This is a genomic window from Mycobacteroides franklinii, assembly GCF_001853795.1.
Classification (GTDB): Bacteria; Actinomycetota; Actinomycetes; order Mycobacteriales; family Mycobacteriaceae; genus Mycobacterium; species Mycobacterium franklinii.
In genome coordinates, this window is the sequence record NZ_MLIK01000019.1 from 320173 (window position 1) to 333466 (window position 13294).

The 13294-nt window shown below is 64.5% G+C and carries 16 protein-coding genes and 1 pseudogene; 7 read left to right on the forward strand and 10 right to left on the reverse strand.

Going from position 1 to position 13294, the window contains the following annotated elements; genetic code table 11:
• The first annotated feature begins 5 nt into the window (after positions 1–5).
• A complete protein-coding gene (locus tag BKG76_RS09390) occupies positions 6–608 on the forward strand; it encodes a nitroreductase family protein (RefSeq protein WP_070937415.1) in 603 nt (200 codons plus the stop codon).
• Here the strand turns inward: BKG76_RS09390 and BKG76_RS24340 are convergent.
• The 3 genes and pseudogenes from BKG76_RS24340 to BKG76_RS09400 all read right to left on the reverse strand — a co-directional run.
• Positions 608–799 (reverse strand): annotated as a pseudogene (locus BKG76_RS24340) (TetR/AcrR family transcriptional regulator); the annotation flags it as partial. The gene BKG76_RS09390 and the pseudogene BKG76_RS24340 overlap by 1 nt on opposite strands.
• Positions 771–1685 carry a hypothetical protein gene (locus BKG76_RS09395; RefSeq protein WP_070939084.1) on the reverse strand — a complete coding sequence of 305 codons (915 nt, stop codon included), beginning with the start codon at positions 1683–1685 and terminating at the stop codon, positions 771–773. The pseudogene BKG76_RS24340 and the gene BKG76_RS09395, both read right to left, overlap by 29 nt.
• Before the next feature lie 110 nt (positions 1686–1795).
• Positions 1796–2833, reverse strand: coding sequence for a hypothetical protein (locus tag BKG76_RS09400; RefSeq protein ID WP_070937416.1), 1038 nt, complete (start codon positions 2831–2833; stop codon positions 1796–1798).
• Positions 2834–3020: 187 nt separating this feature from the next.
• Here BKG76_RS09400 and leuA point away from each other — a divergent pair, with 187 nt between their 5' ends.
• Positions 3021–4847 (forward strand): 2-isopropylmalate synthase, encoded by a 1827-nt coding sequence (gene leuA / locus BKG76_RS09405; protein WP_070937417.1) that lies wholly within the window; start codon positions 3021–3023, stop codon positions 4845–4847.
• 71 nt (positions 4848–4918) lie between these two features.
• On the opposite strand, the gene BKG76_RS09410 is transcribed toward leuA, so the two are convergent.
• Complete coding sequence (locus tag BKG76_RS09410) at positions 4919–5161, reverse strand: type B 50S ribosomal protein L31 (protein WP_070937418.1); 243 nt, start codon at positions 5159–5161, stop codon at positions 4919–4921.
• On the reverse strand, positions 5161–6348 hold the full coding sequence (gene mrf, locus BKG76_RS09415; RefSeq protein ID WP_070937419.1) for a ribosome hibernation factor-recruiting GTPase MRF: 1188 nt from the start codon (positions 6346–6348) through the stop codon (positions 5161–5163). The genes BKG76_RS09410 and mrf overlap by 1 nt, the downstream gene beginning before the upstream one ends.
• A gap of 131 nt (positions 6349–6479) precedes the next feature.
• Between mrf and rpmB the strand changes: the two genes are divergently transcribed.
• Genes rpmB through rpsR form a run of 4 tightly spaced genes read left to right on the forward strand, consistent with a single transcriptional unit; the run spans position 6480 to position 7435 of the window.
• Positions 6480–6716 (forward strand): 50S ribosomal protein L28, encoded by a 237-nt coding sequence (rpmB, locus tag BKG76_RS09420; protein ID WP_005063156.1) that lies wholly within the window; start codon positions 6480–6482, stop codon positions 6714–6716.
• Positions 6716–6880: a 50S ribosomal protein L33 gene (gene rpmG / locus BKG76_RS09425; RefSeq protein ID WP_070937420.1), complete on the forward strand. Its 165-nt coding sequence runs from the start codon at positions 6716–6718 to the stop codon at positions 6878–6880. Before rpmB ends, rpmG begins: the two co-directional genes overlap by 1 nt.
• Position 6881: 1 nt before the next feature.
• On the forward strand, positions 6882–7187 hold the full coding sequence (gene rpsN, locus BKG76_RS09430) for a 30S ribosomal protein S14 (RefSeq protein WP_070937421.1): 306 nt from the start codon (positions 6882–6884) through the stop codon (positions 7185–7187).
• Positions 7187–7435, forward strand: a complete 249-nt coding sequence (rpsR, locus tag BKG76_RS09435; protein WP_070937422.1) for a 30S ribosomal protein S18 — start codon at positions 7187–7189, stop codon at positions 7433–7435. Before rpsN ends, rpsR begins: the two co-directional genes overlap by 1 nt.
• A 16-nt stretch (positions 7436–7451) precedes the next feature.
• Here rpsR and BKG76_RS09440 read toward each other — a convergent pair whose 3' ends face one another.
• The 5 genes from BKG76_RS09440 to BKG76_RS09460 are packed head-to-tail and all read right to left on the reverse strand — an operon-like array spanning position 7452 to position 12351.
• A complete protein-coding gene (locus tag BKG76_RS09440; protein ID WP_070937423.1) occupies positions 7452–8603 on the reverse strand; it encodes a serine hydrolase domain-containing protein in 1152 nt (383 codons plus the stop codon).
• Positions 8604–8616: 13 nt separating this feature from the next.
• Positions 8617–9600 carry a DEDDh family exonuclease gene (locus BKG76_RS09445; protein WP_070937424.1) on the reverse strand — a complete coding sequence of 328 codons (984 nt, stop codon included), beginning with the start codon at positions 9598–9600 and terminating at the stop codon, positions 8617–8619.
• A gap of 35 nt (positions 9601–9635) precedes the next feature.
• Positions 9636–10817 carry an acyl-CoA dehydrogenase family protein gene (locus BKG76_RS09450; protein WP_070937425.1) on the reverse strand — a complete coding sequence of 394 codons (1182 nt, stop codon included), beginning with the start codon at positions 10815–10817 and terminating at the stop codon, positions 9636–9638.
• The gene (locus BKG76_RS09455) at positions 10814–11854 is read right to left on the reverse strand and encodes a phosphotransferase family protein (protein ID WP_070937426.1); all 1041 of its coding nucleotides are present in this window, start codon (positions 11852–11854) and stop codon (positions 10814–10816) included. Before BKG76_RS09455 ends, BKG76_RS09450 begins: the two co-directional genes overlap by 4 nt.
• Positions 11855–11904: 50 nt before the next feature.
• Positions 11905–12351 carry a MarR family winged helix-turn-helix transcriptional regulator gene (locus BKG76_RS09460; protein WP_078334918.1) on the reverse strand — a complete coding sequence of 149 codons (447 nt, stop codon included), beginning with the start codon at positions 12349–12351 and terminating at the stop codon, positions 11905–11907.
• Positions 12352–12637: 286 nt separating this feature from the next.
• On the opposite strand from BKG76_RS09460, the gene BKG76_RS09465 reads away from it, so the two are divergent.
• Entirely contained in the window at positions 12638–13198 is a 561-nt protein-coding gene (locus BKG76_RS09465) for a hypothetical protein (RefSeq protein WP_070937427.1), read from the forward strand.
• The last annotated feature ends 96 nt before the right edge of the window (positions 13199–13294 follow it).

Here is a 13294-nt window from a genome sequence, read left to right on the forward strand (position 1 = left end):
CCCTCATGGGCAACCCCACCGAACGCATTGCTGACACCGCGGTTCCGATTCAGCCGTTGATCGCCTCACGGTGGAGTCCGCGAAACTTCGATCCGGACGCGAGCCTCGCTCCCGAAACCCTGACAGCGCTGCTCGAAGCGGGTCGCTGGGCGGCGAGCTGGGGTAAGCGCTTCCCGGTCAGATACATCGTAGGACGCCGCGGGGAGGCGACCCATGAGGCCCTCGCCAACGTGCTGAATCGCGGAAACTCTTACGCGAAAGTTGCGGCGGCACTCGTCCTAGTGGGCACCGACCTGGGTGACGACGACAACACCGCGGTCTACGCCGCCGTGGACGCCGGGCTCGCTATCGCCCAATTAGGCGTCGAGGCCCGATCCCACGGGTTGCACACCCATCCGATGGCGGGCTTCCGGGTGGAGGAGGCCTCTACCGTGTTCAACATTCCCGAGCACGTGCGGCCCATCGCGGTCGTCGCGATCGGACCTGTCCTGGACAGCTACGCGGACGCTGAGGAATCGACAGTCGAACGCGACCACGCTCCCCGGCAGCGCCCGGCACTCAGCGATATCGCCTTCGTCGAGCGCTGGGGGAACGCGTACGGCGGCTAGTTGACGACGTCCCCGATGACGGCCTTGAGCAGACCCTGTTTACTGGGAAAGACGTACTGAAGAGTCCCCAACGGGACACCTGCCTCCGCGCTGACCGCGCGCATGGTGGTGCGTCCCACCTCTCGTCGGTATCCATTCCGCCATGGTGTCGTGGCTCGCGCCTCAGTCGAACGAACCGCGGAAGATCCGTACCGCCTTGTCGATCATCTCGTGGGTGGACCTGCAGTCGCTGTTCTTCAGCGAGAAGGTGAGCACCTCGATGAAAACCCGCTCGGGAGTACTGCTCTCCTGGATCGCGCCGCCCGGAACGTCCCGGGCGTACAGCGGCTTGCCCAGGCGCACCATGCTGGTGCACATGCTGCCGTCGCGGCCATGGAAGTATTCGACACCGTCGCGGATTTCCCGGCGCAATCTCGACGGCGGATCGACGCCGGTTCTGAAGGTCAGCTCGAACTGAGCATCATTGTCTTGCAAAGAGAATCGGCACGCGTACGGATCACCGAAGAGCGACTGTCTCACCTCGTTCGCCTGACCCGGATACTCACCGAGAATCTCACACGGATCGCGTTCGGCAATCTTGATCGGATACGCGCTCAACGCATCACGCACGGGCATATCGGCGGGGTTCATCTTGGCCAGCACACCGATAACGGGTTGTGCCATTGTGCAGTTCGGCACCAGCCCGCTCCGTGCACCGTCGACGACCACGACCCGCAGTGCCGGCGTGCCCGCCCCCCTGGTCAACTTCGGCGCATTCGGCAGCTTGTCCAAGGCGATCGGAAACTCGTACAGACAGGTGCCCGCGGTGTGAAAGACCGGCGTCCCATCGACCCTGAATTCGGGCTTCTCCCGCGAGTAGTCGCCCAATATCAGCGACAGCCCCACGCTCGACGGACTCGCCGAACCCGCGACCTTGACGGATCCGAAGCAACCCCCTACATCTCCGGAAATGTACGTGGGCGCACCAATGTCCTTCAGCATCAACAGAAGACCGCAAGGGTCGACCCGACGTAGCGCCCGCAGGTAGGCCAGCAGCGCGGTCTGCTTCTCCGTGAAGGTCTGACCGTAGGTGGGCACCGGACCCTCGAACAACGTCTGGCCGGTCGGCGCGGACAGACGTCCGGTCGCAATACCGGAAACAACGGTGGAGCACGCCCCGATCGCCCACACCGTGGCGATAAGCAGCACTACCGAGCGGAGTTTGCGAATAACCGCACCGCCTTGTCGAGAATCTCCCGCATGTGCCCGCAGTCCTTCCGGTCCCGTCCGGTGAAGGCGCTGGCGACAACGGCAGGGAAGTAGGCGTCGGCGTCGGTATTCGCCGCGCCACCACCAATATCTTTGGGGTACAATGGATCTCCAACTAAAGCCAGAGCATGACAGCCCGTTGGCTGCGACGGGTCCTCATTGTGGAAGTACGTCACGCCATCACGCTTGGATTTGGTGTACTCATCCGGAAAGTCGTCCACACTGCTCGTGAGCTGCACGGTGTAGTCGATATCGGAATCCGAGAGCGAGAAGTCGCAACCGAAGGGATCTCCCAGCAGGTCGATCGACACCTCGTGCGCCTGACCGGGGTATTCCCTGAGGATCTCGCACGGATCACGCTCGGCCAGTTTGATCGGGTAGGCGCTCAGCGCCGAACGCGGCTGCAATCCCGAGGGAACCTGCTTGGCAATCGACGTCACCACTTGCTTGCCGACTCGGCAGTCCGGATCCGAGTGCTCGTCCGACCCATAGAGGTACGCAGAGACCGACAACATCGCTTGCAGCGTGGGGCTCGACGGTGCTCCAGGTAGCCGCTCCAGACCAAGAGGGATCTCGTACTCGCACTCCTCCCCCGTCGCATAAACCGGGACAGACCCCACCCGGAACGCGGCGACGGTGTCGCGCTTGTCCTGCATCGAGTACTCGTAGGACACCTCGGTGGGGTTGGGGGCGCCCGTAACCTTCACACTGGCATAACACATCTGAAAGTCGCCGACGACCTGTCCCGGGTCGCCGTACTCCTTGAGGCCGGCCGCGAAGCCGCAAGGGTCCACACGCCGCAGCGCGCGCGCATAAGTGAGAGTCGCCTTCTCCTGAGCATTCAGCTTCTGGCCGTAATCCGGCTGATCCCCCTGAAAGAAGGAGTCGGCTCCGGGCCCGGGTTCGACTCCCCGCGCCTGCCCGGTGACGGTGCGCGTGCAGCCGGTGGCCACCAGCAGAATCGCCAGCGCTGCCATCCCCCTGCGTACCCACATGCTCTGCGAGCTTGCCAGATGAGCGGGCTTCCCGCGGCTGGTAGAGTCCCGTCCTATGCAGCGGACGCTCCTCCTCCGACGCCGCGACAGGGTCTGATCCAGACCGGCTTCCTGTCGCGGGTTGTTGGCGTGCCGGTCGAGATAACCCTCAAACTCCCGGAGCCTTCCCATGACTAGCTTTTCCTCAGACGAGTTCAACTACACCCCCCGCAGCGTCGTCACCCCGAACGGGCCCATTCCGGCCGACCAGCCTGCCTGGAACACCCAGAAGAACAGTTCGATGCCGGTACACCGGTACCGATCCTTCGCCGCCGAGGTCGAGAAGATCGAACTGCCGGACCGTACCTGGCCCGACAAGGTGATCACCCGCGCGCCGCAGTGGGGAGCCGTCGATCTGCGCGACGGCAACCAGGCGCTGATCGATCCGATGAGCCCGGCCCGCAAGCGCCGGATGTTCGATCTGCAGATCCGGATGGGCTTCAAGGAGATCGAGGTCGGTTTCCCGTCGGCCAGCCAGACCGACTTCGACTTCATCCGCGAACTGATCAGCGAGAACGCCATTCCCGAAGACGTCACGATCCAGGTGCTGACGCAGTGCCGTCCGGAGCTGATCGAGCGGACCTTCCTGGCGTGCGAGGGCGCATCCAGGGTGATCGTGCACTTCTACAACTCGACCTCGATCCTGCAGCGGCGCGTGGTGTTCCGCGGTGACAAGGACGCGATCAAGAAGATCGCCACCGACGGTGCACACAAGTGTGTCGAAGAAGCCGCGAAATACCCTGACACGCACTGGCGTTTCCAATACTCCCCCGAGTCCTACACCGGCACCGAACTGCAGTACGCGCTGGAGGTGTGCAACGCCGTCGGCGACATCATCGAGCCGACACCGGCGAACCCGATCATCTTCAACCTGCCGTCGACAGTGGAGATGACGACCCCCAACGTGTACGCCGACTCCATCGAGTGGATGAGCCGCAACCTGGCGCGCCGCGACTCGGTGATCCTGAGCTTGCACCCGCACAACGACCGTGGAACGGCCGTCGCGGCAGCCGAATTGGGCTTCCAGGCGGGTGCGGATCGCATCGAGGGCTGCCTGTTCGGCAACGGCGAGCGCACCGGAAACGTCTGCCTGGTGACGCTGGGGCTGAACCTGTTCAGCCGCGGTGTCGATCCGCAGATCGACTTCTCGAACATCGACGAGATCCGGCACACCGTCGAGTACTGCAACCAGCTGAAGGTCCCCGAGCGACACCCGTACGGCGGCGACCTGGTCTACACCGCCTTCTCGGGCAGCCACCAGGACGCCATCAACAAGGGCCTGGATCAGATGAAACGCGATGCGGACGAAGCAGATTCGGATATCGACGACATCCTGTGGCAGGTGCCGTACCTGCCCATCGATCCCAAGGATGTCGGCCGCAGCTACGAGGCCGTGATCCGCGTCAACTCGCAGTCCGGCAAGGGCGGCGTCGCCTACATCATGAAGTCCGATCATGGACTGGTGCTGCCGCGCCGTCTGCAGATCGAGTTCGCGCAGTCGATCCAGCGCATCACCGACGGCGAGGGCGGCGAGGTGAACCCCAAGGAGATCTGGGACGTCTTCGCCGAGGAGTACCTGGCACCGATCACCCCGCTGGAGCGCATCCGTCAGAAGGTGACCGCCTCCGAAGAGGATGGCGGCACGGATTCCATTGCCGCCGTGGTGAAGATCGATGGCAAGGAAACCGAAGTCCATGGCACGGGCAACGGCCCGTTGGCCGCGTTTGTGGATGCGCTGTCGACCGTGGGCTACACCGTCAACGTCCTGGACTACTCCGAGCACGCCCTGAGCGCGGGTGACGACGCCCAGGCCGCCGCTTACGTGGAGGCCATGGTCGTAGGCCCCAATGGCGGTGAGGCCCAGACGGTCTGGGGTGTCGGTATCGCCCCGTCAATCACCACGGCCTCGCTGCGGGCCGTGGTGTCGGCGGTCAACCGTGCTGCTCGTACCCGCTAGCGCTCACGTCGAACGCGAGCCTGGCGCGGACTCTTAGTCGAGTTTCCGCGTCAGGCTCGCACTCGATTCGGTTAGCGAGTCCCGTACCGGCGTCGGAACTTCTCCACCTGACCGGCGGTGTCGACGATCCGGCGATCGCCTGTCCAGAAGGGATGGGAGTCCGCGGTCACCTCGGCAGTGATCAGCGGATACTCCTGGCCCTCCCACTCGGCGGTGCGCGTGCTCGTCGCCGTCGAGCGAGTCAGGAACATCTTGCCGGTGGTGGTGTCCTGGAAGATGACTGGGTGATAGTCGGGGTGAATTCCGGGTTTCATCAGTGGTTCCCTTCTGTGTTGTGTTCGCCGTAGGAAAGGAATGCCTCAACCTCGGACGCGTGCTCGCATGGATCCTCATGCCAGTCACCGAATGGGTCGTCAAACTCGTCCCACTCTGCGGGGCTTGCCATTTCATCGTCGGTAAGCAGCGCACCCCGCAATGCGTCGAGCACCTCGACGGTGTCGGCACCGCACACCAAGACAGTCATCGCACTATGGCGATCGCCGAACCGGTAGTCCCACATGAGGTCGGCGAATGCCCTGCGCTCCGGGTCGGTCCGCTGCGCTTCGATCGAATTCATTGCTGCCAGCCACTTTCCGGCGGCCGATACCCTGAGCCCACCGCCGGCGGACTCCAGCCACATCGCCTGCTTGTCCTGGGTCGCCAGCCAGAGCCGGCCGCGGGTGCGGATCACACCGTCCAGCAGCATGTCGATAGCGGCATGTAGCCGTTGCGGATGAAAGGGCCTGCGCGCGTTGAATTCGACCAGCGCGACGCGACCGTCGGCGACCAGGGAAGGCTGCCCGGCGAGCAACGCGCCGTGCGGGTCATCGGCCCGGCCACGTCGCGCGTCGACTTCCAGATGGTCAAGGGCCTGCTCGACGCGGCCGGTGCGTGCGGTGATCCGCGCGCGCGGTGCCAGGCGCCGCAACACCGACAGCACCTCGGGTTCGGGATTGCGCACCAGCAGCACGTCGGCGAACTCCGCCTGACCGATCACCACTTGCGCCAACGTCCGGCCATCCGGGAGTTCGTCGTCACTGAGCGCCTGCTCCAGCCAGTGCGCGCTGTCGACGCAGCAGACCACGCCGGCGATCTCGACATCGCGCGCCGCCGGTCCATCGACGAATCCCGGCCCCACCCGAACGGGCACGGAGTTGATCGCCCAGCAGATCGGGTCCGCCTCCAACCATGGCTCCAGGTGCAGCACGATCCTGCCCACATCGTCACGGCGATGCAGCTTGCGCAACAGGACGAGTAGATCGTCGCGGACCGTGCACGACACACAGCCATGAGCCAGCTCCAGAACGGTTTCGGAGATACCGCGGACACCCGTGACGGACCGCTTGACGATGTGCCCGTCAAACCGGTGCGTGACGACGACCGTTCCCGGGTCGCGCGCCATGACCTGCACGACCGCATCGGTATCGGTCTGCCCGGACACGAGTAGCACCGGCGTGCGCATGAATCTCCCTTTTCCAGCCCTTGTGCAGCTAAATGCAAACGATTTTCATTAGTACCGCCTTCACGGTACAGTCCCGGACAGCACTTGTCGAAAATGATTCCCATTATCAAATGGGTATGAATGGAGTTCCCTTGTCCGCACATTGCGAGGTGACCGGACGGTCACCGGGCTTCGGCAACGCGGTATCGCATTCGCATCGCCGCACCCGTCGCCGCTGGTCGCCCAACATCCAGCTGAAGACCTACTACCTGCCCTCTGAGGATCGGCGCATCAAGCTCCGGGTGAGCGCCAAGGGCATCAAGGTCATCGACCGTGACGGGATCGAGGCCGTGGTGGCCCGGCTGCGCGCGCAAGGACGGAAGTTCTGATGGCACGCAACGAAACTCGCCCCATTGTGAAGCTGCGGTCAACCGCGGGCACCGGCTACACGTACGTCACCCGCAAGAACCGGCGCAACGACCCGGACCGGATGGTGCTGCGCAAATACGACCCAGTGGTGCGCAAGCACGTCGATTTCCGCGAGGAGCGCTGAGATGGCCAAGAAATCAAAGATCGCCAAGAACGAACAACGCCGCGCCCTCGTCGCGCGTTACGCCGAGCGACGAGCCGAGCTCAAGGAGATCATCCGCTCGCCGGCCAGCAGCCACGAGCAGCGCGTCGCCGCGCAATCCGAGCTGAACCGTCAGCCCCGCGATGCCAGTGCGGTCCGGCTGCGCAACCGCGACGCCGTCGATGGCCGGCCGCGCGGTTACCTGCGCAAGTTCGGCCTGTCCCGAGTACGTGTCCGTGAACTAGTGCACGACGGGTCGCTGCCCGGCGTGCGGAAAGCGAGCTGGTGATGGCCACCAAGCCCACGCGCAATCGTCGCGCCAAACTTGTCGACACCAAGCCCGCCAAGCCGAATCTCTTTGCCAAGCTTGGCCTTAAGACGGTCGACTACAAGGACACCAACACCCTGCGACTGTTCGTGTCCGAGCGCGGCAAGATTCGGTCGCGCCGCGTGACGGGCCTGACCGTGCAACAGCAGCGTCAGGTCGCCACCGCGATCAAGAACGCGCGCGAGATGGCACTGCTGCCCTACGCCTGATCAACCTCGCGCCTGATCAGCGCGGCTGCGGAATCGCGTTCTCCAGCAGGAACACATGCTCCGGGCTGATCACCTTGGTGATCGCCGTGCCGAACAGCGTGCTGGGCTGCGCGGGCTGCTTGGCCACATCGGTGTTGAGCAGTGCCACCACCGTGGTCTGTTCGGCCGGCGAGTAGATGGCGAGCGTCTGATAGCCCGGAATGCTGCCGTTGTGACCGATCCACCCCCGGGCATCGAAAATACCCAGGCCATAACGGATATCGTCGGGCACCGGAGGCATCGCCGTCGCATCGAGTCGCTGTTCCTGGGTGGCGGGTTTGAGCAGCGCGCCGGTCGCCAACGCGGGCACCCAGATCCGTAGGTCATCGAGCGTCGAAATCATGGCACCCGCCCACGACGCCCACGACGGGCTCCAGTCGGTGCTATCGGTGAGCGGCCCGGCGGGGGTCAGCTGGGTGTAGCCCTGGGCGTGCGGATCGGGAAGGGTATTGGTATCCGGAAAGCTGGTGTGGCTCATGCCGAGCGGCTCCGTGATGTGTTCGCGCACAAACGCGGGCAGCGTCTGCCCGCTGACCTTCTCCACCACCTGCCCCAGCAGCACGGCGTTGGTATTGCTGTATTCGTAGCCCTGCCCCGCCGGGAAATTGGGCGGCTGCGCGAACGCGTAGTCGAGCAGCTGCTGGGTGCTGTACCGGCGCCGTGGATCGGTCTCCAGGTCGCGGTTGAAGGCCAGCGACATCGAATAGTTGAAGAGCCCGCTCTGCATCCGGGCAAGCTGCCGCAGGGTGATCTTGTTACCGTTCGGGACCTTGTCGATGTACTTGGCAACCGGATCGTCGAGTCCGAGCTTGCCCTCGTCGACGAGTTGCAGCACCGCCGTCACCGTGAAGGTCTTTGTGACACTGCCGATCCGGTGAAAGAAGTCGGTCTGCATCGGCGCGCGGGTTGTGGTGTTCGCGACGCCGAAGGTCCGCACGTACTTGCCCTTGGGCCCCCACACCCCGACGATCGCGCCCGGGACCGCGGTGCTCGTCAGCACCTCGTTGATGGCGGTGTCCAGTGTGGTGGCAGTCTGCGCGTCCAGGTCCGCGGCAGTGATGGCCGAGTGATTCCCGCACCCGCTGACGAGCAGCACAACCGTCAGCACTACATAGAGGATTCGACGCATCAGGCTGGGCTCATCAAAACAGCGAGTACTGTGCTCCGGCGCGGCTGGGAATCGCGAATTGTTCGATATCGGTGCCACCCACAACGCGTCGCACCTCGGTCATGAATGTCTCGTCATCCAGCAACGGCACACCGAGCGACCGTGCATGAAATCCCTTACCCTGCTCGGGGTTTGCCTGATTGCAGAGCACCACCGAGGTGTCCTCGTCGACGGTATCGGCATAGGCGAGTCCGGCCTGCATGATCTGCTCGACCAGCTCCTCGTGCGTGCGGGTGACCTCGGAGCTGAGGGCCACACGCATGCCCTGCACCAGCGGTTGTCCCGCGGTGTACGGACCGGGGTTGAGCCAGTGACACGGTTGGCGAGATGCCAGGGTCTTGAGCGGGCGCAGCTCATCGTGGGTGACCCGGCCATTGGGCCAACGCTTGCGGGTGGTCTCGCGAATCGGCAGCCAGGTGCCGCGTTCCCGCGCCCGTTCGAGCACCTTCGGCAGTACCTCGGCCAGCACTCGGGCATCGTCGTAGGCGTCGTGGGCCTTGAGTTGCTCGACACCCCAGTGCGCCGCAAGGGTTTCCAGACGCAGGTTCGGAGTATCCAGGTCCAGACGCCGGGTCAGCTCGACGGTGCACATCACGGCGTCGGTGGGCAGCTCGGCACCGGCAAGCTCGGCCTCGGCCGCCAGGAACGAATAGTCAAAGCCGACATTGTGGGCCACCAGCGTGCGTCCCCGCAGGAGCGCGATGAGATCGGGGACGACATCGGAAAACTCCGGCTGGCCCTCCAACATCTCCGGGGTGAGCCCATGGACATGCGTCGGACCCGGATCAACGCCCGGATTGAGCAGGCTCACCACGCTGTCCGTGATGGTCCCGTCCGCATCCAGTGCCAGTGCCGCGACGCTGATGACACGCGCCCGACCCGGCTGAAAACCGGAAGTCTCCAGGTCAACCACCACCCACTTGGGGCTGTGGTCGGGCGTCTGCCCCCAGATCGGCATAACTGAAGGATGGCATGTGGGACCGACAACCCGTTCTAGGCGCGCGGGGTTCGCAGTACCTGCCGGCCGATGGCGTATTTGTGTACCTCGGTGGGGCCGTCGTACAGGCGGAAGGCGCGCATATCGCGGAAGATCATCTCCACCGGTGTCTCGTCGCTGATGCCGATACCGCCCAATACCTGCACGCACCGGTCGGTCACCTTGAAGAGCTCCTCGGACACGAACGACTTGGCCATCGAGCTCTCGTGCCGGCCCTTGGCACCGTTATCCATCATCCAGCAGGCATGCCAGATGGTCAGACGGCATTGATGCAGCGCGATTTCGTTGTCGGCGAGCATGAAGGACACGCCCTGGTGCTCACCGATGGTCTTGCCGAATGAGGTCCGGGTGCGCGCGTACTCGACCGCGATGTCCTGAGCGCGGGAAGCGGCACCGAGCCAGCGCATACAGTGCGTCAACCGCGCCGGGGCCAGCCGCAGCTGTGCGTACCGGAAGGCCTGGCCGGTCTCGCCGAGCAGTGCCTCGCGCGGCAGGGTCAGGTTGTCGAACCGAACGACCGCGTGCCCCTCGGCGTAGTTGCGGTCCATGGTGTTCATGATTCGCTCGATGACAATTCCCTCGGTGTCGCCGTCACACAGGAACAGCGTCGGCCCCTCGGGCAGATGGTCATTGGCCTCCAGATTGGCCATGATGATCCAGGTCTTGGCGCCGCGGGCGCCGGTGATGAGCCACTTTCGCCCATTGATGACGAAGTTCTGGCCGTCGAAGGTCGCCGAGGTCTTGAGCTGAGACGGGTCCGATCCGGCGCCGTCGGGTTCGGTCATCGCGAACGCCGAGCGCTGATGTCCCTCGATGACAGGCCGCAGAAACCTCTCGGACTGCTCCTGGTTGGTGATCTTGCCGAGCAGGAACATGTTGCCTTCGTCGGGCGCGGCACAGTTCATGGCAATGGGGCCCAGGGTCGACCAGCCCGCCGCCTCGAAGATCACTGCCTGACCGATATGTGAAAGACCCCAGCCACCATAGGATTCGGGTGCCTGAACGGTGAGCAGTCCGGCGTCCCGGGCCTTACCGACGAGTTCGTTGCGCAGCTCATCGGTGGGTCCGTGCGCGGTCAGGCGAGGGTCGCGCTCGTAGGGGATCACGGTCTCCGTGACGAACTCGCGCACCCGCTGCGCCTTGGCGGCCAACTCTTCCGGAATGCTGAAGTCGATCATATTTCTCCCTCGGTGAATTGTGTTGCCGCCCAGTCAAGGACGGCGATGGCGATGTCTTGGAAGCCAAGATAATCCGCTCCGACCAGGTCACCGGATTGCCACTTGCGGTACAGCTGCATCCACGCGACCGCCAATCGAAGCCGCGCGCAGGCAACATGCCAGTGCAGCGGGCGGGGATCTGTTCCGGCCGCGGCGAAATAGGAATCGATGATGTCCCGCCGGGTTCCAAAACCCGTTGCGGTGGTGGGCATCTGATTGACGGCACGTACCTCGGCCGGGTCGCCGGGCTCCATCCAGTACGACACCAGAATCGCCAGGTCGAACAACGGGCAGCCGCGGGTGGTCATATCCCAGTCGATGATCGCGTTGGGGGCCAACGTTTCCTCGTCGACAAGCATGTTGTCGAGCTTGAGATCCATGTGCAGCAACGAGACTCCCGACGGCTCGGGGATCTGCTGCTGCAGCCGCACGGTCAGATTCGTGACGACGGCAGGTAGGCCGTCCGGCCAGACCGCGTGAGCACGGCGCGTCCAGCCGGTGAGCTGCCGTTCCAGCAGCCCGCCGGGCTTGCCGAGCTCGCCCAATCCGACATTCTCGGGCGCGATCCGATGCAGAGAGGTCATGGCCTCGACGAGAGTGGCGGTGATGCGTGCCGGGGCGTCGGCGGGTAGGCCCTGTGGCAGCTCGCCACCGATCGCCAGCCCCTCTCGGTACTCCAAAAACTGGAAGGGGGCGGCCACGATGTCCAGGTCGTCGCAGTACAGCAGGCCGCGCGGGGCCAAGGCGAAGCCGTCGTTCAGGCGTGACAGCACCCGCCACTCACGGGCCATATCGTTGGCGCCTTCGGCGATCGGCCCCGCGGGCGGGCGCCGAAAAACGGCAGGTTGCCCGTCGAGGGACACCAAGTAGTTGAGATTGGCCTTGCCGCCGGCGAACTGTCGCGCCGCCGAGGTGTCCAGAACGTGCCCCTGCCGCGTCACCCAGGCCGACAGCGCGGCCCAATTCTGCGGCGTGGTCTCAGCTGTGGCCCGGAACACAGGCGTTACCCTAGCCGCTCACCCAACCGGCTGGTTGGTTGGGGAGACGCTCACTCGTTTTCGCCGGCAGCGTCGATCAGCCGCCCGAGAATTCGCCTGAGTTCACGCTGATCGTCGGCATCCAACCGGCCAAACATCTCGTCCTCCGCCGCCCAGATGGCCGACTCCACGCGCTTGAGTAGTGCCTTGCCCTTGGCGGTCACCCGAGCCGGCAAGGCACGTCCCGACGCCGGCACCGTCGGCCGGGACACCAAGGCGACGTTCTGCAATCCGTTGAGGACCTGATTCATCGCCTGGGCCGAGACATTGTGTTCGCGCGCCAGCTCAGCACTGGTGCGCCCGGGGCTTTCGTTGAGCATCCGCAGGCACATGAACTCCGGCATCCCGAGCCCGAGCGGCTTCAGCGCGGCAAGGACCTGCGGACGCATCACGGCACCGGCCCGGAACATCAGGTACCCGAGCGGCTCGACCTCATCGGATTGACTCATCGGAAGCATCCTGGCATGAACCGCCCAGGATGTGCGCAGACTCGTGCCCATTGACTCCGTGCGCTCGGGCGGTAAACCCACCGGCCCACCACCTTTTATCGAGTTCACGAGGGCGTCCGACATAGGACTGGCCGGGGAGCCATTGCCGTGCAATGGATTACCACTTCTATTTAAATTCTCAGCTGATTCATATCAAGAACCTTGACATGCTCGATTCGGCGCGGGTATCAAGGATGTTGATACAGGTTCTGTCGACGACAGATCAGCTGCCTGATCATCAGAAAAGGAGATTTAGATGTCTGATTCATTTGCAGGCCCCGAAGGTCCCGGCGGCGGTTTCGGCGGATTCGGTGGTCCCGGCTTCGGTGGACCCGGGTTTGGCGGCCCGGGGTTCGGCCCCGTCGGCTTCGGTCACCGCATCAAGCGTGCGGTCACCGCCTCACTGCTGCTCGACGGGCCGGCCAGCGCCGCGGAGATCGTGCAGCGCGTCTCGGATGCCACCGAGGGCGAGATCGCGCTTCCCGAGCCCGTGGTGGAACGCGTCCTCGAACGACTCGCCCATCGCGGCGTCGTCAAGACCGATGACGGCGTAGCCAGCCTGACCGAGTTCGGCACCAAGTTGCTCGCAAAGCGGGGCATCACGAGCCAGACCGCGCAGGCACTGCGGGCCAAGCTCTTCCCGAAGCTCGTCAACATCCTCAAGCTCCGCTCGGGGCTGGCCGAGGTCGCCGGCCTGGCGCGTGTCATCGCCCTGACCGGCACCGACGCGCAGAAGGAGAAGCTGTCCGAGGCCAGTGCGACCCTCCTGGCCTCAGTAAACGACGTCAAGAAGACGCTCCAGAGCGCCCTGGCCTAGGCGTAGTTCATCACCGTCCGTGCGGCCCTCCCCTCGGGTCGCACGGACGGTGAACGCGTGCTCGAAGGCGGTGACATCGTGCCCTCCCCACCGCCT